This is a genomic window from Mucilaginibacter sp. GW822-FHT03E02, assembly GCF_058801545.1.
Window position 1 is genome coordinate 4282522 of record NZ_JBXANJ010000001.1, and the last position, 21285, is coordinate 4303806.

Consider the following 21285-nt stretch of genomic DNA (forward strand, 5'->3'; position numbering starts at 1 on the left):
CAAAAAAATGGCAAATAAAAATTTTTTTCAAGTTTTTTATTAAATAAATCATGTTTATTGATGTTTTAATTGTTAATTTAGTGCTAATGATATAATTTATGTCATTATTTATGCTGATTGTAAATAATGATTTTAACATTTTAACAAAATCATCAAAATAAAATAGCTTAAAAACCTGTTTTTTGATGCAAAATTTCAAAATATGCAAAAAATAATTGAAAATCCGGTTCTTTTTGTACTTGGAGCAGGTCCCGGAGACCCGGAATTGATAACAATGAAGGGATATAAGGTATTACAACAGGCAAATGTGGTATTATATGACAACCTGGCCAATAAAGAGTTGCTGGATATTTGCCGCGATGATTGCGAAAAGGTATATGTAGGCAAACAACCCTATGGCGATTATACGCCACAGGAGACCATTCATGAACTGATAAAGCACTATGCTTTTACCAAAGGCAATGTAGTGAGGTTAAAGGGTGGCGATCCGTTTATATTTGGCCGCGGCTTTGAAGAAATTATTTACGCCAGGCAACATGGTATAGCTACACAATATATACCCGGCGTTACCAGCATGCAGGCTTCCGGCCTGCAGGATATTCCTTTAACCCACAGGCAGGTGAGTGAAAGCGTTTGGATGGTTACCGGAACCAAAAAAGACGGCAGCCTATCGGCCGACCTGGCCTGCGCTATGCAAAGCAACGCTACGGTAGTTATATATATGGGTATGAAAAAGCTGGCCGAAATTGCCCTTGCCTACGTTACATCGGGTAAAGGCCATACACCTGCCGCTATTATTCAGCACGCATCGCTACCTAAACAAAAATCGGCGCGGGGGCAGGTTAAAGACCTGGTAGCTATCGCAGCCGAAAACCAGCTTACCTATCCGGCTATTATTATTATAGGCGATGTGGTTAACGTTAACAATTAAGCAAGTATGAAAATCAGGATAAAAGGAAACTCGTTGCGCTATCGCCTCACCAAAACCGATGTAGAAACATTTGACAGGGATGGCTACCTGGAAGAAAGTACCAAATTTGGTACCCGTACATTTAAATACGCCCTGCAACGTACCTTAGCCGAATCTTTAACGGCAGATTTTACTGGCAACACCATTATTATGTATATGCCCGCTGCTTTGGCACTTGAATGGACCAGCACCGACCGTGTTGGCTATGAAAACAACAGCAGTGAAATGTACCTGCTTGTTGAAAAAGATTTTAAATGTCTGGATAATGTAGCCGAAGACCAAAGCGATAATTACCCAAACCCATTGGTTGAAAGCTTCACGAAGAAAAAGGTATAACGCAGGTTATAACAGCACGGCTATTCCTGCAATCGAGGCTTCTCTATTGAAATCGTCTTTAATTTCTGTCAAACTTGCGCTGCGGTACACTCCGCAATATACATCCCGCAGTTCTCTGCAAATAAGCCTCCCGGTCTTAATGGCAACGGATAGTGTTGTATAGAACCTAACAGGTAGTAAATCAATGTGTAAGGCGAAATATTTTTTACTTTTTATTTGCGTAAATAAAATTTAATAGTAAGTTTGTACTTACGGTAAGCAATGGCTTACTATTTATAATTATGAGCGCCTGCGAAAAAGCCTTTAATGCATTAGGAGACCCGACCCGGAGATTAATCTTCGAAAAACTGCGCGGCCGGCCACTGGCAGTTGTTGACATTGCTGATGGCTTGCCTGTTAGTCGCCCGGCGGTATCACAACACCTGAAGGTTTTAAAAGAAGCCAAACTGATAACCATCCACCAGCAGGGTGCCAAAAACATTTACCACATAAACAGGGAAGGTGTTTTGGCCATGCGCAATTATCTTGACAGATTTTGGGACGATGCGCTGGCAGCGTTTAAATTGATTGCAGAACAACAAGAACAATAGCATGAATATCCTAAACTTAACATCCATCAAAAAAGAGCTAACGGTTGAGGCTTCGCAGGCCACAGCTTTTAAAGTTTTTACCCAAAAAATGGATCTGTGGTGGCCCAGAACACACCATATTGGCAGCACCCCCATGACCGAAATGGTGCTGGAACCCAACTTAAACGGGCGCTGGTACTCCAGGCACGAAGATGGTGCCGAAGCCGAAGTTGGATATGTACACACCTGGCAACCCAACGATTTACTGGTGTTGATATGGCAGATCAACGGCGATTTTAAATTTGATCCTGCCCTTGTTACCGAGGTAGAGGTGCATTTTATTGCCGATGGTCCTAAATCAACCATAATTAAATTTGAGCATAAAAACCTGGATAGACTGGTGGGTGCTAAAGCAGTTGAAAGCATGGATCAGGGTTGGGGCTATATTATGGATTTGTACAAACAAATTGCCGAACAATGACAGCCAAACTATTATTACGTATTGCAGCAATATTGATGTTGCTGCATACCATGGGCCATACCATCGGCGCACTTACCTGGAAAGAAGCGCCAAATCCTGCAGTTGGCCAGGTTGTTAGCGGCATGCAAAGCCAACACTTTGATTTCATGGGCAGGTCGGTAACCTTGGGCGGATTTTTTGAGGGGTATGGTTTTACCATGATAGGCGTATTGCTGCTGGTTACTATTTTTTTATGGTTGTTTAGCAGTCAAAGTACTAATCCTTTAACCAAAAGCCTGTTGCCGGTGCTGGCAGTATTTCTGCTGGTGATGGGGGTTATCGAGTATATTTATTTCTTCCCATTTGCGGCTGCATTTTCATTTTTGGCCGGCCTGTGCTCGGTTGCTGCGCTGGTGGTTATAAAACGAGGCAAATCAACGATATAAGTATAAATTAGACACGGATTTTTTCGAATTGCAGTAATTATTTCCAGAACTGGGTCTTCTGATTGGTGCAATTCGAAATAATCTGTATCAATTAGTGTGTATTAATTTAAATGGATACTGCTGATCCCTTTTTCAAGTGCGCTATCCTGTACGCCCGGTATTGCAGAACCTTCTACCCGGAATACAGTAATATCTGAGATACCTATAAAGCTGAAAATATGTTTAAGATAAGGCTCTGCAAAATCAAGCGGTTTCATGGGGCCGTCAGAATAAATACCTCCCGACGCCATGGCGATGAAAATTTTCTTTCCGTTAATTAACCCTGCAGCGCCATTTTGATCGTATTTGAAGGTAACGCCCGATCTTACGATATGATCTATCCAGGCTTTTAAAGCCGAGGGAATCCCAAAATTATAAACCGGAGCGCCAATTACAATAATATCCGCTTCGCGAATCTCATCAATCGCATCGTCCGAGTGTTTGGCGGCCAGGATGTTTTCCGGTGTACGGCTTTGCGCCGGAGTAAAAAACGAAGCTATTTGCGCTTCTTCGAGATGTGGAAATTGCTCGTTTACCAGGTTATTTTCATGAACGGTACTGCCCGGGTATTTGGCAATTAACTGTTCAATAATGGCTTTGCCTAACTGAATGCTTAAGGACGCGGCACCCCTCGGGCTCGAAATAATATGCAATATCTTTTTCATGTTCTTTTTGTTTTAATACCGCCAAATCTATTTACATTTGGTTATAAAATATTAGTAGTATACAAAAGGTTAGTGCTATCCTTTTGTATACTGTATTGAAAATCAAATCATTATGGATAATAAAGTAGGCCTTTCGCCAGAGTGTAACGCAGTGCTTACGCCCATTGGCGATGCCCTGTATGTAATTGGCGGTAAATGGAAATTGCGGGTAATTGCCGCGTTAAGGGATGGGGGTAAGCGTTTTAATGAAATACAACGTACTGTTGATGGCATTTCGGCCCGTGTATTATCTGCCGAGTTAAAGGAATTGGAACTAAATGGCTTTATATCAAGAACGGTGCATCCCCAAACGCCGGTAGTTGTTGAGTACCGGGTAACCGAGTATGCCGATACATTGAGTGATATATTGCTTGCCCTGGCCGAGTGGGGCACCATGCACCGCGATAAACTGCGCAGGGAAAGGTAAATACTGTTTTGTAAGCATCGACATTTTTGCGCAACACAGAGGTTGGTTAATAAAATATAAAATGGTAGGGGTGCGCAACCTTTTTTCTGTTGTTTACGAATATCCTATGGCAACAGCCAGTATTTCAACAATGCGCGTTAAAAATTATATACAATTAACACTAAGCCGCTTTGCCCAAAAAGGAATATGGAACAAAGCCGTGGTGCAGTTAATATCGGCCCCGCTGCTATGGATTTTGCTTTTAAGTGGTATTGTGCGTGCTGTTTATTACTCGGTTTTACAAAATACCATAGCTGTTGATACTGCCAGCTACCTAAACTATAGCGCCAATATATTAAAAGGTGAAACCGAAGGCCGCCGTACACCTGTATATCCGTACTTTATAAAACTGGTAGGCTTGTTGGGGCGCCAGAATTTAATTGGCCATGTGGTATCCGCACAAATTCTGTTATCGTTTTTTAGCATCGTTGTTTTTTATAAAATAGCCCGGTCGGTTTTTAAAAACCAATCCATCGTATTTGCTGCATCATTATTATATGGGCTAATGCTGCCGGTAATTAATTTTGATAAAGTGGTTATTACAGAGTCGCTGTCTGTTGGCTTAAGCCTGGGTTTTATTTGTTTAATGGTTAGCTATTTGCAAAAGCCTACGCATTTAAAAGCCTGGATTATTACTCTGTTTGTTTTTTTAGCCATTATGCTACGCCCATCTTTTATTTATCTGCTGCCCCTGCTTATTGTGTTTTGGTGTTTAAGGCTGATAATTTGTAAACAAGAGCGCAAAATTTCTTTATCCGGATTGGCGGCCTCGGCAATAGTAGTGCTTTTGTTATCGGGTTACTCGGCTTTAAATAAAAAGAATGCCGGCTTTAACGGTATTTCGCTTGTTAGTAACAATAATGAAATGGCGGTAATAGTAAGTGCCAGTATTTACCGCAGCGGCGATGACCCCGAAATATCGGCAGCGCTGCGATACAATATCGACCTGGAAAAAAAATATCCGGGGCGGCATATTCCGGGCATAAATATTATGGCCAGATTTAACCCTGAAAGGGTGCATCAGTTTATTGTTAACTGCATTAAAAACCAGCCCGGCGCTTATTTACAGCATATTGGCGGCAAGCTACTCGCATTACACAATGCCAATATATTTACTAACTACGCCAGCCATCAGCTTAGCACCCTGGCATTCAGGATTGAGAAAATAGAATACCTGGTTTTTAGTGTCCCTTTTACCGTGCTGTACTTAGTGATAATTGCCGATTTAATACTGCTTATTGCCTCATGGATAAAACAGAAACGAGCGCCCTGGCTCAGGGTTTTTTTGTGGTTAATTATTACGGGCCAGCTGGCCGTTGCAATTATGGGTGGTTATTCTGAATACCAGCGGCTGATACTGGCTATCATACCTGCGCTTATTATTGTTTTATTTAATTACGCTGATAAAGCGGTTTTGCGATTGGCGGAACTAAGTGAGGTTAAATCAATGCCTTAAACTGCCGTCATAGCGAGGTACGAAGCAGTCCCGAACTATGTGGGACTTAGCATGTAGGGGATTGCTTCGTACCTTATAATGACATGATTGTAAGCTGTTGATTATCAGGGTTGTTTTTTAATGTAGAGACGCAATACTTTGCGTCTCCCCCAGGACATTCAAAATTTACAGGCTCAATTTGCATGTGTGATTTGCATGCGGGAGACGCAAAATGTTGCGTCTCTACAAAAGCGCCGTTTGCAATTATGTCATTACTGTTTTTTCAAGCATAGGCTGGTGGATACTCGCAATGGCGGTCTGTTTTTCAATCAATAGATATTAAAATTTACTTATAGTTATAAATAAATTTTGAAAACATATTTATAAATCGCATCTTTAAACATCTTTATACCTATAAATCAGCTTGAAAAAGATTGTTGCCTTTTTATTGCTAAGTATTCACCTGCTAAATATTGGCGGGCAACTGGCATTGCACCAATACCTGGTTTATAAAACCAATAAGTTTTACAACCAACAGGTGGGCAAAGGTTTGTATGATGTTAAAGATCTTACCGAAATAGCAATACCTGTTGATTTGCCTAATATTCACGATTGGAAGCGGTTTGAAAACATAGCCGGGCAAATACAATTTGGTAATACCAATTACAACTACGTAAAAATGAAGGTAACCAGGACTGCCATACACCTCATGTGCATTCCTAATTATGAAACAACGCGTCCGGTTGATAAAAATGTACTGAATGCAAAAGGTGTTAAAGATATTCCGGTGCCACAAAAAGACCATGTGCCATATGGCAAAATCATTATGCAGGATAACGTTAGTGTAGCCTTTGCGCACATTGAGTTTTGCTGCCCTATAAAAAATATCAAAAAAAACATTGTACAGCCCGTACAGCCACTGGTGCATTATCACCAGGATATTCCCGAGCAACCACCTAAGGTTACCTGCTAATTTCTTATTGCCTAATCTATTAAGGATACCATCAACTACTATTGTAATGTTTCACGTGTATTTACGCCGTTGTTGAGTTGTAGAATTTAGTGAAACTATGCAGGGGAAATGACACTCAAAAATAATAGACTGTCATCCTGAGGAACGAAGGATCTATTCGCGAACTTTTCTGTCGGTCATGCACAGCTGATAGATCCTTCGTTCCTCAGGATGACAGGAAAATTGGATATGTCATGTGTAACATTTCGGGTTTTTACATACACCCAAACAATGTAGTTGATAGCATCCCAACCGGATGGGCATCCTGTTTGGCCGTGGCGTTGCCCGCCCAATTTTACCAGCACGTATCAATACTTAATTTATTAAAAAGCAGGTGTGTTGAAATAATACCGCTTTTAAGATAATATCATATTAGCCCAAAAATGAAAATAAAAATAGCCGCAGCCCTAACGCTCATTGTAGCAATAGGCTTTACCATAATAGCATCCAGTCCAAAATCATCTCACCAGGAAATGATTGACTTGCTACAGCAATTGAATAAAAAAAACACCGACATGGCAAACCCGTTTAACCCCGAAGTAAAGATTGCCTATTGCGATTCGTTGGTTAAAATACCGCCTAATGACCAGGACTCCTACCTGTTGTCGTCGCAGGCATCGCTGTTACTTATGGCAGGACAGGAAGAAAAATCCGTAAGTATTTATGAAAAAATAATAAACAGACTGGAATTTATGCCATCAGACCGCCTCTTGTCTGAAGTAGGCATTGCGTATATGCGCCTTGGTGAACGCAGCAATTGCATGCTTAACCACAGCGGTTCGTCATGTATTTTTCCGATTAAAGACGATGGTGTACATAAACTTCAAACCGGGTCAAGGAAAGCTATTCAAGTTTATAAAACCATTTTAAAGGTACATCCCGATGATATGGAATCAAGATGGCTGCTTAACATAGCCTATATGACACTGGGCGAATACCCTAAAAAGGTGCCAAAGGATGTTTTGATCCCTGGTTTGAATGCCGATAGTGTAGCCGGGCAAAAGCCATTTAAAGATATTGCCAAAAGCCTTGGCCTTAATGTTAATGGCCGGGCAGGCGGGGTTGCTGTTGACGATTTTAACAACGACGGTTACCTGGATATCATTACATCGGCCTGGGATTTGAGCGACCCGATGCACTATTTTGAAAACAACAAGGATGGCACATTTACCGATCGTACCGAATACAGCGGGCTTAAAGGGATAACCGGCGGCCTTAACATTCAGCAAACCGATTATAATAACGACGGCAATATCGACCTTTTTGTTTTAAGAGGCGCGTGGCTTACCAAAGGCTATGGTAACCAGCCCAGCTCATTGCTGCGTAACAATGGCGATGGTACTTTTACCGATGTAACCATACCAAGCGGCCTGTTATATTACCATCCAACGCAAACAGCTACCTGGGCCGATTTTAATAACGATGGCTGGCTGGATGTTTTTGTTGGTACCGAGACATCAACTCAGGATTTGGATGGTAATTCATCAACATGTATGCTGTACATTAATAACCACGATGGTACATTCACCAATGTTACCAAAGAAGCACACTGTGATGTTATGTCATTTGTAAAAGGCGTTACATCTGCCGATTATGATAATGATGGCTACCCGGATATCTTTATTTCGACCATGACCGGTAGCAAATATCTGCTCAGGAACAAAGGTATTAAAGGGGGCAAGGTTGATTTTGAAGACGTAACCCAAAAAGCGGGCTTTGCTCAAAATAAAGAACGAACCTTTACTACCTGGTTTTATGATTATGACAATGATGGCTGGCAGGATGTGCTGGTGAGCGATTATAACTTTAACCGCCCGCTGGCCTATTACAGCGCGGCGGCAGCTTTAGGTAAAGCCGTTCCGGATGCAGGGAACGTGTTTTTATACCACAACAACCACAACGGCACTTTTACAAATGTAACCCGCGAGGTTGGTTTAGATAAGGTGGTGTACAGCATGGGGGGCAACTTTGGTGATATTGATAATGATGGCTACCTGGATATGTATTTTGGAACAGGTAATCCCGATTTTCGCTCACTGGTACCCAATAAAATGTTCAGAAATGATGGCGGGAAAAAATTTATTGACATCACTACGTCGTCTCGCCTGGGCAACCTGCAAAAGGGGCATGGTATTGCCTTTGCCGATTTAAGGAATACCGGCAACCAGGATATATTTGCCGAAATGGGCGGCGCCTACATTGGTGATTCGTACACCAGCTCGTTATACCTTAACCCGCGCAATAACAATAACAACTGGATAAGCTTAAAACTTGATGGCGTAAAAGCCAATAAGGCCGCAATAGGGAGCCACATTAAACTGACATTTACCGAAAACGGGGTAAAAAGAAGTGTTTATAAAGATGTAAACTCCGGCGGAAGCTTTGGGTCATCGCCGTTACGACAGGAAATTGGCATAGGGCAGGCTAAAGTAATTGACGATATCGAAATAAAATGGGCCGGCAGCGGTACGGTTCAGCATTTTACAAATGTATCGCCAAATCAGTTTTTGAGGATAACAGAAGGCGTAGATCAATATAAAGTAACACAATTGGCTAAATTGACTTTTATTGATAAACAGGATATGACAATGTGTATGCCTATGGCGGCAAAAACAAATTAAGTTGTAAGTTTGTTTATAAATGTGTTGGTGGCTTATCTGTTTTTTAAATAAAACCAGCTACATTTAAATAAAATAACGAACAATTTTAATCAAACCTAAAAGATGAAAAAATTACTTTTATTATGCTGCCTGTTTATTGGATTAACAACAGCAAGCTTTGCCCAGATGGCTGCCGGCAGCAAACCGGAAGAAAAAGCGATGGAATTGCAAAAAAAGTTAAAACTTACTGATCCGCAATGCAAAAAAGTTGCAGCAATTTATACTGAATCATCGGCCAAGTTTGACAAAATTAAAACTGAAACCAAAGGCGATAACACCAAAATGCTGGTTGCTATTGAGCCTTTGCGTACAGCAACAATAAAAAAAATTAAGGCTGTTTTAACCCCTGCTCAAAAATTGAAATATGATGAGCTGGTGAAAAGTTCAAAAGCTGCGGGTGGCACAGGCTGGAGCGATGGCTGGAGCGCAAGCAAATAATAAACATTAAAAGCCTGATGAAGGTGATAACAAAAGGGCTGCCTCAAAAAGGACAGCCCTTTTTTTGGGCGCAGTTTGAAAAGTAAAGAGCGAAACTTTTGTTGGGCTGAGGGCGTTGGTTTGGTAAACGTAGCAGGTTTGGGCTGCCGATTAACAAGTTAATAACAGCCTGGCCATTTTAATCACAAATAACACGTAGATGACGGGCGGTACATGTAAAATAACCATACATATGGTTTCAAGTCTGGATGGTTATATCGCCAAAAAAGACAATAGCGTTTCGTGGTTTGATACAGCTGACAGCTATGAGAATGGGGTAAATGTTACCGAGCAGGATGCAGCTGAATTTCTTAAAACGATAGACTGCTACATCATGGGTTCCCGTACGTATGAACACGCTTTGGAACTTTCAAAATCATACGGGTGGGCTTACGGAGATGTACCTACCATTGTATTAACCCACAGAAAACTGCCTGTTGACCGGCAGAACATTGAAACTTACTCGGGCGATCTGGATAAATTGGTGAATGAGCGGCTAAAACCCAACTACAGGAATGTTTGGCTTGTAGGTGGCGCTAAACTTGCAAAAGATTTTATTCGTTTAAACTTAGCCGACGAAATAAGACAGTCAATTCTGCCCATTATCCTGGGCGATGGAACTCCGTTTTTTGATCAGATAGGGCAAGAACGTGCATTACACCTAAAAGGTGTTACCGCCTATAAAAGCGGCATGGTGGAGCTACGTTACGAAATAAAGAAACAATAGTAGGTCCTGGTTTTTGCAGGATGATGAAGGTATTAAGATCAAAGGTGAAAATTAGCTGTGGTTTTTCCTCTGTCTGTACTTAATCTTCTCCAAAAAGCTTAGTTTTTAAATTGATGTTTGTCTGAATTTGGATAAATGCGCCCGCCGGCAATCCAGCATAACGATTTCTCCGGTCTGTTAACTCTTATCCGCAATAGTCATATTGCCGTTAATTTACTCTGAAATTAAACATGCCTGAATCTGATACGTTACCCCGAATGTCTTTAGTGACCACTTTCCAATAATAAGTTGTACCGGATGTTACGGTATTACCGTTCAAAAACATATCCGTAACGCCACTTTTTATCAGGGTAGTGGAAGTTGCACTGGTGCCCAGGTAAACATCATATCCTGCAATGTCGTTGTCCGGGTCACTTCCTTTCCATTTTAAATCTATCTTGCTGCTAACGGCGGTTACACTTTGCCCGTTTGCAGGCGTAACTGCATCTGCGGGGAAGGGTAAATAATAAACTGTGCCTGGCCCCGGGTTATAAAATTTCCAGGTATCACTTTGTGTTACCGCAGTGGTTTTTGTCGATTTTGCAATTACCGACCATGCATACGGCGTACCGCGGGACAACTGAACAAGCCATTGCGGCAGGGCAACATTTTGCACGGTCACTTCTCCTGTTGTTAAATTCTTCAGGTTTACATCGTAGTTGTCTGCGTTTTTTACCGCAGCCCAGCTTAAAACAACCGAGCTTTGGCTGGATGATAGAATGGTGCTTGGGGTGCATGCCGAGTTTTCGGCCGGGAACAGCAATAACGGTTTTTCTGGAGCAGGAACCGGGTCGCTATTATTATGACTTTTTCCACATCCCAAACAAGCAATCACGGCGAACAATAAAAAGGCGCTTATCTTCATTTTTTTATTATTTTAAAGGTATTCTGTATGCCATCCGCTGTTAATCTCAGTGTATAAATACCAGCCATGTTGATACCGGAAAGATCAAGCCTGAACGGGCTGGATGGGCTGTTGAATTTTCCGCTGTATACCAGCACCCCCGTGGCCGAATAAATTTCGGCACGTACAGCGCCGGGATTTTGATTACCCATGTTGATATACAGCGAACTTTCAAAAGGATTGGGATATAGTAAAATGATATCGGATATATTAATAACCCTTTCAATAACACCCTGACAAAACTTATCGCTGGTGAGGCTGAGGCTGTTTTTGCCGGTCATCAGTGGTAAATTGATCGAACTGTCCCTGGTGGAGTACAAAACTCCGTTTAAGCGGATATGATATTCGCCCGCCCCGCTCATAGACAACAGCATTGTTTTTTTATCCGGACTAACAGTGGTATACAGGGAAAGATCTTTTGGCTCGGTGACTACCACGGTGTAACATTGACTGTAGCCGCTTTGCCCGGCAACGGTGATACAGAGGTTATAAGTGCCGGCCGCCAGGTTATTCAATACCCCGGTGGATGTAAAGGACTGGCTGAGGGCTACCCCGCCGGTAAGCGTAGCGGTATAGTTCAGGCTTTCAGCGGCTGTGATGCTGATATTTCCGTTTTTTGAACCCTTGCAAGTAGCGCCGGTGACAGCTATGGTAAAGTTAGTGGGCGGAAGGTTGTTGCTAATTGTTAATGTGCCGGGTAAGTAGCTAATGCTGTAATTGGCAGCTACTGCGCCGCTTAAGCTAATTGGGTAAGTACCTGCCGCAGAAGCTGCAGTGGCGGTAGTGGCTCCTGTTGGTTGTACAGTTATACTGGCCAGGCCGTCGCCATTTACAAAACCGGCATAGGTAAAAGTAAAAGCCGGGTTTGCTTGCCCGATGAAACGGGTTTTGTCATCGGCTGTAATGCTTAGTGGCGCCGGTTTCACTTGTAGTTGCCGTGTAACCTGGCCCGGATATAAGCCAGATGAGGTTGCTGTAATAACAACAGTCCCTGCCCCCGTTATATGAATTTTGTTGTTAACAATAATGGCTACAGACTGGTTACTGCTGGTAAGTGCGATAGTGCTGCCTGTGGGGGGTACCACATCAGGTGCAAAATCAACAGCCCCGTAAAGCAGCTGGGGTATGGGGTTAAATACAATCGCCTTATTGGCGTCGGCAGTGGCGGTAAATGACTTTGAAATGCTGTTACCTGTGGTGTCGGCAGCGGTAATAGTAACCGTTACTTTATCAGTGGCGTTAATTTTTGTGCCCGCGGCAGGCAGCTGCGAAATTTTAATATGAGCAGTACTGCAACTGCCCGAAACTGTAACATTGGAGGTATAATCGGGCAGCGACGCCTTGCCATCGGTTCCCAAAGGCAAAAGCTTGTCTGTAAAAGTATTGGTTATGGCAATGGTGCCCATTACTTTAACTGCTACCTGCGCGGTTGTTGTTGATGGCGCTGAGCCGATGCTGCCGTCAAGATAGCCTTTAATACCACCTGCAAATGTGGTTACGTTCCCGTCAGCATCTATTTTGCGGATGCAGTTGTTGCCATCGGCCACATAAATATTGCCTTTGGTATCCAATGCTATATCTGCAGGGTTGTTAAACCGCGCAACATTTCCCGGCCCGTCAACATAAGCCCCGGCAGCATCCATAACGCCTGCTACAGTTTTAACCGTACCGTCGGCGGCAATAACAGCTACCGAATTGCCATTGATAATATATAAGGTATTTGAAGGGCCGGCAGCGATAGCTAAGGGTATGATATGGAACACAGGTCCCTTTAATGTTAGGGTAGATACCACGCCTGCAGGGGTAATTTTGCGGATAGCATAATTATTAACATCTGCAACATACAGCATGCCATTGCCATCTATAGCTATATCCGTTGGGTTGCTAAATGATGCCAGGTAGCCCGGGCCGTCCTGGTAGCTTGAACCATAAACGCCTGCCAGTAAAGTGGTTACGCCTGTTTGGGTAACCTTAATAATTGTTCCATCGCCGCCGTTTGCTGCGTACAGGGTACCATCCGGCGAGATAGCCATGCCCGACACGCCAAAGGCAGCACTCGCATCCGAACCAGGGTTAGTTTGACCACTGCTTGGCCTGCCGCCGGCCAGGGTGGTTACATTAGCTTGCGCATCTATTTTACGGATACCGGTGCCCCCTACATATAAATTGTTAAAAGCATCTACGGCTACTGCCATAGGAAAGGCAATACCGGCAGCTGTACCCTTACCATCTTTATCCTGGTTAACGCCGTTACCTGCTATGGTGCTAACTACGCCGCCGGCGCTTATCTTCCGTAGCCTGTAGTTGTTATAATCGGTAACGTACATGTTGCCCTGGGCGTCAAATGCGATAGAAGTGGGCCTATCAAATTTTACAGCAGCCGGGTTAAACGCAGCGCCGGCATCAGCCACTTTTACCGTTACCGTTTGGTTACCAACCGTGGCACAGGTAAAGCTTGCCGGCGTTAGGGTAATTTTAGCATTGGCGTTTGCCGATGTAACAGTGGCAATATCGGCTAATACGATGTTTTTGGTCCCGTTGTTATCCAGGCTCAGGTTAACCACATCGGCCAATGGGGTTATAACCGCACCTGTGGCGCTTGGTGCGCCATATGCAAAACCGACTAACTGACCTGTACCCAATGGTGTAGTAACCGATACCGCGCCGCTGTTACCGCCCGCCACTACAGCGGTAATTACACCTGGCGATGCCACAGTAAAGGATGCCGCCTGTGTGCCGCCGAAGCTTACGCCCGTTGCGCCCGTAAAATCTGTGCCTTTAATAGTTACTACGGTACCCTTCGCAGCCTGCAAAGGCCCAAAAGTACTGATTACCGGTTTGGTGGGTATGTGCGGATTGTTTTGAAATAGCGCTAAAACGCCGCCTTGGGCATTGATCACCAGGTCGGGCTTGCTATCGCCGTCAAGATCGCCGGCTGCTATATGTAAGATAGAACCGGTGGTTACCTCTATCACGGGTGCAAGCGAGCTGCTGCTAAAGCTGCCGGGTGTGCTTATGTTGCGAAAAATGCCAAATCCGGTAGGTTTTGTATAGTTATTTGCCTGCGATGTAATGATATCGGGTTTACCGTCGCCATCCATGTCGGCTAATATTAGCCGGAATAGCTGTGTGGTATGAAATTCAACCTTGGGTGCAAAGCTAATTTTGCCCGCAACTGAGGTGTTACGCAGTATATAAAAGGAACCTATATGACTGCAAAATACAATATCTGGCTTGCCATCGCCATCAATATCGCCAACCTTTAGTGTAGGCAACAAACTTTTGTCCTTATTAACGTCAGTATATATCTCCTCATCAAAAGAGACGTTGCTGATTTGGCCGGCAACGGCCTTGTTTCTTAAAATCGATACAGTGCCATTATCATTTGCAGTTATAATATCGGGCTTACCATCTCCGTCCAAATCATTTACAGATAGGTCCGATGCCTTAGCGCTGAGCTTGTAGCCTATTTCGGTATCAAACTTAAAGGGCTGCTTCCTGGAGATATTGGGAGATACTTTAACAGCATATGGTGAGTCGCTGCTGGTGGATACAATATCAACCAGCCCGTCGCCATCAATATCGGCCGCGGCTGTTGCCAGAGTAGTGCTCCCCGTGCCGTTATAGGTAGCATCGCCAAATGATAAATTGCCCGGGGTGGAAGTATTGGGGTAAATGCCAAAACTGCCTCCATAGGGATAATAACCTCCGCCGCGACTTAAAATATCTGGTTTGCCATCTCCGTTAATATCCGTTACAGCTATAACATCCTCGGGGTGGAAATTTACTTTTGCAGCAAAGGATGCAGCGCTGAGCGTGGCGCCTTTTGCTGCAATATTGCGGTAAACAGACATTGTACCATGATGGTAATTAGAATCGATAAGGCTTACCAGGTCCAGCTTGCCGTCGCCATCAATATCGGCCAACATAATATTATCATCGTTGGCTTTAGTACGGATATAGGCAGGGTCATTAAAATCTGTTGCTGCGATGCTGTTTTTAGAAGTGAATGTGGTAATAAATGGCTCCCATGAATTACTAACCCGGCTGTTGGCGTTGTTGGTAACAGTTATTTTGTCGTAAACGCTGCTTACAGGTACTGTTACGGTTAAGCTTGTAGCCGATGCCGTGGTTACTATCTTACTTACCTGCCCCATTACAACTGTATTGCCCGAGGCCTGTGTGTTAAAACCGCTGCCCGTGAGCGTAACCTGCGAACCGGCAGCACCCTTTAGCGAACTAACCCCGGTTATACGAGGTGGCGTAACCGGTATCTGCGGGTAATAATATATGGGCTGTACCCCCGCTGTAAGCGCGGGCAGGATATCAGGGTAGCCATCGCCATTAATATCGGCTATGGCCAGGTTACCGGGTTCGGCAGCAATATCAACATCAATAGCCGGATCGAACGCGATATCGGGAAGCGTACTTCTGTTGTGATAAATGGCTATGATGGTGTGGTTGTTATTCAGCGGATTTGAAACCACAACCTCTGGCTTGCCATCGCCATCCATATCAGCTATGTTAAAGGCACTGTAGGCATTAATATACGGGCTGTTACTTAAAATGCGCGGATATGCTATGGATTTATCGTCGATGACGCCTTTAACCGACAGGTTTTGAAATACCCATGCTCCCGACATCACAATATCCAATTTGTTATCGCCGTTAAAATCGGCCAGTTTAATCAGCCCCGAATAAAAATTGGAAACCTTTACCCCTTCGCTAAAAGCCGCTTTGCCACCAGCAGAGATGTTCCTTGCAATATAGATGCCGGTATAGTAATTGCTGTTGTCGGAGTTAGTATATACCAGATCGGGCTTGCCGTCTCCGTCTATATCGCCAATGTTTAAATCGCGCCCTCCATGATCTTCAAAATACAGGTTAGTGTTTGTAAATGATGGATGTTCGGCGGTTGATGTATTACGGTAAAACGTAATGCCGCTGCCCAGGAAAGTGTCTAATACTATATCCGGTTTGCCATCTGCATCAATGTCCCCCAGGATTATTCCCCCCTGGTAATTATATTGCTCGATGGTCAAAGTAATAGCCGGCTCAAAAGCTATATTTCCGGTTTTTGAAATATTCCGGAAGATAAATATCTTTCCGGCCGCTGCACATATGGCTACTATATCCGGTTTACCATCGCCATCCACGTCGCCGATTTGAAATTTATTGATTATACTACCCAGGTCCAGCTCCAGCGGGAAATTATATTGATCGCTGGTATGGCCCTGCAAAAGGCCTTTACTGCGTGCAATAGACAACACGTTGCGCTGGAATGAGGCGTATACCAGGTCGGGCGCGCCATCGCCGTCCATATCAGCCAGGTCGACAGTCATATACAGGTTGCCGCCATATGAAGCAGAAGCCATTTCAAAATCTACCGCTTTTATACCGGGGTTACCGGTATAAGTAACCATAAACGGTTTAAATGAATTGGCAGACCGCGCTGTTTCCTTATTTAATACTGTGATTGGTTTATAGGTTGATCCCGGCGGCACGGTAGTGATAATCTGGGTTTCTGTAGCCGATTTTACGATAGCTTTTGCGGCACCAAAATATACTACGTTATTGGCAATAGCCTTTTTATTAAAATTAGTTCCTGTTATGGTAACGGTGGTGCCTACAGGCCCGCTCAGCGGGGATATAGAAGTTATAGTCGGCGGGTTGGTGGGGTTGTTGCGCAAAACCGACACCATGTTAGCGTTATTGGTAACCACAATATCCGGCCGGCCATCACCGTCAATATCACCCAGCGCCACATTACCTATAAGCTGACCGATGGGAATATCCAATTTAGAAGTAAATGAACCAGCGTTAATACTTCCATTGTCAACAGTGCTTTTAAGTACAGTAATACCGTTGTCGCCGGCTACCGGTACCACCATATCTAAACGGCCATCGCCGTCAAGGTCATCAAAGGTTACATCGGTGGGCTGTTTACCTGTTTTAAAACTAACTTTGGGTAAAAACGCGGTACTGTTGATGCCGCTGCCATTAGTTGCATTGGTTAGTACAGATATGCCATTGTCGTAGCTGTCAACGGTCACCAGGTCGGGCTTAGTGTCGTTATTCAGGTCGGCAGCAGCAATCGCTACGGTGCCCCAACCGGGCAGGAAGTCTACACCTGCCGCAAATGAATTATTATCTATGATGCCTGTTGTTTGAATTTGGTTATGCAAAACAGAAATCTCGCCCGAGTATTTGATGCCCGCCATATCCAGTTTTCCATCTACATCAAAATCGGCAAGTATAACGCCGGTTAAAGCTGCCGTAATATCAAACCTGGCTGCAAATGAGTTGCTGGTGATAGTACCCTTTGCGGTAATATTTCGCAGTACGGATATGGCAGTGCCATTTGTGGTAACAATATCTGGCCGGCCGTCGCCGTCAACATCGCCAATAGCCATACTCAGCGGATTGGCACCCGTTGCAAAATCGACTTTCGGGTTGAAGGATGTGGCGGTAATGGTTCCGCTTGTGCTTTTATTATGATAAACCGATACGTTATTGCCGGTCTTGCTGGTAACAATCAAATCCGGCTTACCGTCTCCATCCATATCCTGCAGTGCAAGGGCTATAGGGGCGGTTCCGGCAGGTATATCAATTTTGGTTGCAAATGACGAGGTGATTATGGTTCCGCTGGTAGCAGTATTCCGAAACAGCGATATGTTGTAACTAAAATCGGAGGTATTTAACACGGCCATGTCCAGTTTCCCGTCGCCATCAATATCCCCCATACACACAGTTTTAGGCAGGTAACCCGTTGGCAAATCTATCTTGGGGTCAATATCGGCTGCACTAAGCGCGCTTTTATTATCGGATGTAACCAGGAAGGGAGTTGTAGAATAGCCGGTTAAACCATTAGTGGTATTTAACACAGATACTGGTTTATAGGTGGCGCCCACAGGTACTTTTACGGTTATGGATGTGCTGCTTGCCGCCGTAATACTTGCTTTTACCCCACCAAAAAATACTATATTATTGGCGGCAGTTGGGTTAAAAAAACGCCCGCTTAGGGTTATTGTTGTGCCAACCTGGCCAGATGCCGGGCTTATCGTATTAACAATTGGAGATTGCGCAAATAATATTGCCGTAAATAGTAAAAACAGGCAAAGGAGTAAGGTTTTTTTCATGATGTCGATTTAGGTCAACTTTAATATAAAAACGTAGAAGGCGTATTTGGGTATAAAGATACAGTTTTGAGATAATTAATAAGCACAGAATGCCGTTAATCAGACTTTTAACCACAAATTGTTGCTATTGAAGAAAATCGTCAGCAGATTTCCCCTTAACAATAAAAGTCCCCTTGCACTCGCTGCTTGGGGACTTTAAACCTAAACCTTATCACTATTTGCAGGCAAGAACGCCCGCAAAGTAGATTAACGTTTAAATTATTGAAAATCGTATGCATGTGGCAGCCTAATTGACATAAAAATGATAATTCTCGGTAATTTAATTTACAATAAATTAATTATCAACTGTTTATGTTTTGCTTTAATTATTAAAGCCGATTTTGCGGACGATTATAGCTACGAGCCGGGAATTTTGAGCAGCAAGAAGAACAAATCCCCGTAAACAGGCCGATAAATGGTGTATATTATCCTTAAATAATGTAGAGGGGAACTATAAAAACTATAAGAGCAATTTTTACAGATAAGATGTACCATTTTAAATGCTATTTATTCATTGTATATTGGTACTTGTTTCTGTTGTTTTGCATGCCAGTTATAACACCATGAAAATAAAAATATCTATCGCTTTCGCGGGCTTGCTATGTTTTGTCTTATCCTCATTTGCGTTTTCTCCTAAGCAAAAAAGCGACGACGAGATCATTTATCACATTTTTGAGCGCAGCTTTTTCGACAGCAATGGCGATAATCATGGCGACCTGAATGGCATCCGTCAAAAACTGGATTATTTGCAGGAGTTGGGTGTAACATCCATTTTATGCACGCCGCTTTATGAATCCATTTATTATCACAATTACTTCGCTATCGATTTTAAAAAGATCGATCCCCGGTACGGCACACTACAGGATTACCTGGCCCTGATAAGGGAGTTGCACAAACGGGGTATGAAGTTTTACATGGATATGGAAACCCAGTATGTTGCCGAAGATTCTGAGTGGTGGAAAGGCGCTTTTGGCAACCCCAAATCGCCGTTTTCTGATTATATTTTGTGGGATGATAAGGAAAATAAAAAACCATCAACCATAGTGTACAACCTTACCGAACTAAAGGGCTATGATGGCGTAACCCATAAAATTACCACGGCCAATTTAAACAGCCCAAAATCAAAGGAGTATAATTACCAGCTGTTTAGCTACTGGCTTGATCCGGATAAGGATGGCAAGTTTGATGATGGTGTTGATGGTTTCCGGTTAGATCATATGATGGATAACCTGGATAACAAAGGAACCTTGCCCCACTTGTTCGATACTTTTTGGAACCCGCTGTTAACCAAACTGCGGGCTATTAACCCCCAAATAAAAATTGTGGCCGAGCAGGCCAACTGGTTCGGCTTAGGATTGGATTACCTGCAAAAAGGAGGGGTTGACCGCGTGTTTGGCTTACGGCTGGCTTTTGCCATCCGCCTGTTCAGGAAAGATTTACTGATGGCCAACGCCGATTCGACACTGGCCATGCTGCCACCGGGCAAAGAACAGGTAGTTTTTGTAGAGAACCACGATGTGCCGCGCTTTGCATCCGAAGTAAAAGGCAACCTGGCCAAGCTAAAAGTGGGCTGCGCCCTTAACCTGCTGATAGGCGGCGTACCGGCCATTTATTACGGGCAGGAGTTGGGCATGACCGGCACCAGCGCCAAATTTGGCGCCACCGATGCCAACGAAATTCCCGAGCGGCAGGCCTTTGAATGGTATGCATCCGGCCAGGGTAAAGGGATGGCCTATTGGTACAAACAAACCGGCCCTTATAAAGATGAGTTTAACGATGATAAACCTAACGATGGCATATCGCTGGAAGAAGAACGGAAAGATCCCAACTCATTGTTCAACTACTACAAAGCAATGATCCGCTTGCGTAAATCAAACAGGGCAATTACCAGGGGCAGCTATAAAACATTAATAAACAATAACGACCAGGTATTTTCATTTATCAGGCAGGATGGCGATAAGGCGGCAATTGTGGTAGTCAATTTGTCTGATAAAGATCAGGCGGCAACAGTAGATGTGCCTTACGCCCAGGGTAAAAAGATAGGCCAATTTATAGGGAAAGACGTTCCAAGAGTTAATGAAGGAAAGATGCCGGTAAGTCTCCCGGCATATGGTATCGCTGCCTGGACGGTGGAGTAGTATGGGCCGTACGCCGGACCGGTATTCAACCTCGCGCCCTTGTGCAAACTAAAGTTTCTTGTTTAACGCGTTTGATTGCCAATTACCGTAAAATCAGGATTGTTAAATTTTTGTAACTTCGCCAACTTTTAATCAATAAACTGACCACCAATGTTAACCATCAATAACTTCGCTGAATTTGAAGCGCAAATAGGGAACGAGCTTGGCGTTTCGTCATGGTACAAAATTACCCAGGAACAGATCAACAAATTTGCCGATGCTACATTAGACCACCAATGGATACACACCGATCCGGAAAGGGCCAAAACCGAAAGCCAGTTTGGTGCAACTATAGCCCATGGCTACCTTACCCTATCGCTTGTGCCTTATTTATGGAAAGAGATTGTAAAAGTTGAAAACCTGAAGATGGAGATTAACTACGGCATTGAAAACTTCCGTTTTGGGCAGGCTGTACTGGTTGATTCGGAAGTGCGCTTAAAAGTAAAACTTGGCGGCCTGGTAAACTTGCGCGGACCAATTAAAGCCACCATGATAACCACCCTGGAAATTAAAGATCAAAAGAAACCAGCCTTTACCGGCGAGATAGTTTTTGTATACCACTTTAACGCGTAAATTAAATTGATTTGCGCAGGAAGAGTATAAAACGATGTCATTGCGAGCGATAGCGTGGCAATCTCGTCGCCATGCAAACCGAACCTGCATATCTGCTCTGCATAGCTACGAGA

At 43.7% G+C, this 21285-nt stretch carries 16 protein-coding genes; 13 read left to right on the plus strand and 3 right to left on the minus strand.

All coding sequences use genetic code 11. From position 1 onward, the window contains the following. The first annotated feature begins 202 nt into the window (after window positions 1-202). The 5 genes from cobA (at window position 203) to AC1RM2_RS17865 (ending at window position 2781) form a co-directional block, all read left to right on the plus strand. Window positions 203-931 carry a uroporphyrinogen-III C-methyltransferase gene (cobA, locus tag AC1RM2_RS17845; protein WP_492986535.1) on the plus strand — a complete coding sequence of 243 codons (729 nt, stop codon included), beginning with the start codon at window positions 203-205 and terminating at the stop codon, window positions 929-931. Between the two features lie 6 nt (window positions 932-937). Beyond that, window positions 938-1306 (plus strand): DUF7009 family protein, encoded by a 369-nt coding sequence (locus AC1RM2_RS17850; RefSeq protein ID WP_492986536.1) that lies wholly within the window; start codon window positions 938-940, stop codon window positions 1304-1306. A gap of 281 nt (window positions 1307-1587) precedes the next feature. Next, window positions 1588-1896, plus strand: coding sequence for an ArsR/SmtB family transcription factor (locus AC1RM2_RS17855; RefSeq protein WP_492986537.1), 309 nt, complete (start codon window positions 1588-1590; stop codon window positions 1894-1896). Window position 1897: 1 nt separating this feature from the next. Beyond that, the gene (locus AC1RM2_RS17860) at window positions 1898-2356 is read left to right on the plus strand and encodes an SRPBCC family protein (RefSeq protein WP_492986538.1); all 459 of its coding nucleotides are present in this window, start codon (window positions 1898-1900) and stop codon (window positions 2354-2356) included. Then, window positions 2353-2781: an LIC_13387 family protein gene (locus tag AC1RM2_RS17865; protein ID WP_492986539.1), complete on the plus strand. Its 429-nt coding sequence runs from the start codon at window positions 2353-2355 to the stop codon at window positions 2779-2781. Before AC1RM2_RS17860 ends, AC1RM2_RS17865 begins: the two co-directional genes overlap by 4 nt. Before the next feature lie 101 nt (window positions 2782-2882). On the opposite strand, the gene AC1RM2_RS17870 is transcribed toward AC1RM2_RS17865, so the two are convergent. Further along, the gene (locus AC1RM2_RS17870; RefSeq protein WP_492986540.1) at window positions 2883-3485 is read right to left on the minus strand and encodes an FMN-dependent NADH-azoreductase; all 603 of its coding nucleotides are present in this window, start codon (window positions 3483-3485) and stop codon (window positions 2883-2885) included. A gap of 112 nt (window positions 3486-3597) precedes the next feature. Between AC1RM2_RS17870 and AC1RM2_RS17875 the strand changes: the two genes are divergently transcribed. From AC1RM2_RS17875 to AC1RM2_RS17900, 6 genes are all read left to right on the plus strand, one after another. After that, on the plus strand, window positions 3598-3951 hold the full coding sequence (locus AC1RM2_RS17875) for a winged helix-turn-helix transcriptional regulator (protein WP_492986541.1): 354 nt from the start codon (window positions 3598-3600) through the stop codon (window positions 3949-3951). Between the two features lie 106 nt (window positions 3952-4057). Next, window positions 4058-5446, plus strand: a complete 1389-nt coding sequence (locus AC1RM2_RS17880; RefSeq protein WP_492986542.1) for a glycosyltransferase family protein — start codon at window positions 4058-4060, stop codon at window positions 5444-5446. 403 nt (window positions 5447-5849) lie between these two features. Next, window positions 5850-6398 (plus strand): hypothetical protein, encoded by a 549-nt coding sequence (locus tag AC1RM2_RS17885; protein ID WP_492986543.1) that lies wholly within the window; start codon window positions 5850-5852, stop codon window positions 6396-6398. 422 nt (window positions 6399-6820) lie between these two features. Beyond that, complete coding sequence (locus AC1RM2_RS17890; RefSeq protein ID WP_492986544.1) at window positions 6821-9058, plus strand: CRTAC1 family protein; 2238 nt, start codon at window positions 6821-6823, stop codon at window positions 9056-9058. A gap of 102 nt (window positions 9059-9160) precedes the next feature. Further along, entirely contained in the window at window positions 9161-9535 is a 375-nt protein-coding gene (locus tag AC1RM2_RS17895; RefSeq protein WP_492986545.1) for a hypothetical protein, read from the plus strand. Between the two features lie 199 nt (window positions 9536-9734). Further along, on the plus strand, window positions 9735-10301 hold the full coding sequence (locus AC1RM2_RS17900) for a dihydrofolate reductase family protein (protein ID WP_492986546.1): 567 nt from the start codon (window positions 9735-9737) through the stop codon (window positions 10299-10301). A gap of 208 nt (window positions 10302-10509) precedes the next feature. On the opposite strand, the gene AC1RM2_RS17905 is transcribed toward AC1RM2_RS17900, so the two are convergent. Together AC1RM2_RS17905 and AC1RM2_RS17910 are read right to left on the minus strand one after the other, a co-directional pair. Beyond that, a complete protein-coding gene (locus tag AC1RM2_RS17905) occupies window positions 10510-11205 on the minus strand; it encodes a hypothetical protein (RefSeq protein ID WP_492986547.1) in 696 nt (231 codons plus the stop codon). Further along, on the minus strand, window positions 11202-18383 hold the full coding sequence (locus tag AC1RM2_RS17910; RefSeq protein WP_492986548.1) for an FG-GAP-like repeat-containing protein: 7182 nt from the start codon (window positions 18381-18383) through the stop codon (window positions 11202-11204). The genes AC1RM2_RS17905 and AC1RM2_RS17910 overlap by 4 nt, the downstream gene beginning before the upstream one ends. Window positions 18384-18985: 602 nt before the next feature. Between AC1RM2_RS17910 and AC1RM2_RS17915 the strand changes: the two genes are divergently transcribed. Both AC1RM2_RS17915 and AC1RM2_RS17920 read left to right on the plus strand, forming a co-directional pair. Beyond that, complete coding sequence (locus AC1RM2_RS17915; RefSeq protein WP_492986549.1) at window positions 18986-20560, plus strand: alpha-amylase family glycosyl hydrolase; 1575 nt, start codon at window positions 18986-18988, stop codon at window positions 20558-20560. Between the two features lie 150 nt (window positions 20561-20710). Beyond that, window positions 20711-21172 carry a MaoC family dehydratase gene (locus AC1RM2_RS17920; RefSeq protein ID WP_147055302.1) on the plus strand — a complete coding sequence of 154 codons (462 nt, stop codon included), beginning with the start codon at window positions 20711-20713 and terminating at the stop codon, window positions 21170-21172. Window positions 21173-21285: the final 113 nt, after the last annotated feature.

Coding starts and splice junctions, on each gene's coding strand:
- cobA (WP_492986535.1), top strand. CDS start 203: ATGCAAAAAATAATTGAAAATCCGGTTCTTTTTGTACTTGGAGCAGGT.
- AC1RM2_RS17850 (WP_492986536.1), top strand. CDS start 938: ATGAAAATCAGGATAAAAGGAAACTCGTTGCGCTATCGCCTCACCAAA.
- AC1RM2_RS17855 (WP_492986537.1), top strand. CDS start 1,588: ATGAGCGCCTGCGAAAAAGCCTTTAATGCATTAGGAGACCCGACCCGG.
- AC1RM2_RS17860 (WP_492986538.1), top strand. CDS start 1,898: ATGAATATCCTAAACTTAACATCCATCAAAAAAGAGCTAACGGTTGAG.
- AC1RM2_RS17865 (WP_492986539.1), top strand. CDS start 2,353: ATGACAGCCAAACTATTATTACGTATTGCAGCAATATTGATGTTGCTG.
- AC1RM2_RS17870 (WP_492986540.1), bottom strand. CDS start 3,485: ATGAAAAAGATATTGCATATTATTTCGAGCCCGAGGGGTGCCGCGTCC.
- AC1RM2_RS17875 (WP_492986541.1), top strand. CDS start 3,598: ATGGATAATAAAGTAGGCCTTTCGCCAGAGTGTAACGCAGTGCTTACG.
- AC1RM2_RS17880 (WP_492986542.1), top strand. CDS start 4,058: ATGGCAACAGCCAGTATTTCAACAATGCGCGTTAAAAATTATATACAA.
- AC1RM2_RS17890 (WP_492986544.1), top strand. CDS start 6,821: ATGAAAATAAAAATAGCCGCAGCCCTAACGCTCATTGTAGCAATAGGC.
- AC1RM2_RS17895 (WP_492986545.1), top strand. CDS start 9,161: ATGAAAAAATTACTTTTATTATGCTGCCTGTTTATTGGATTAACAACA.
- AC1RM2_RS17900 (WP_492986546.1), top strand. CDS start 9,735: ATGACGGGCGGTACATGTAAAATAACCATACATATGGTTTCAAGTCTG.
- AC1RM2_RS17905 (WP_492986547.1), bottom strand. CDS start 11,205: ATGAAGATAAGCGCCTTTTTATTGTTCGCCGTGATTGCTTGTTTGGGA.
- AC1RM2_RS17910 (WP_492986548.1), bottom strand. CDS start 18,383: ATGAAAAAAACCTTACTCCTTTGCCTGTTTTTACTATTTACGGCAATA.
- AC1RM2_RS17915 (WP_492986549.1), top strand. CDS start 18,986: ATGAAAATAAAAATATCTATCGCTTTCGCGGGCTTGCTATGTTTTGTC.
- AC1RM2_RS17920 (WP_147055302.1), top strand. CDS start 20,711: ATGTTAACCATCAATAACTTCGCTGAATTTGAAGCGCAAATAGGGAAC.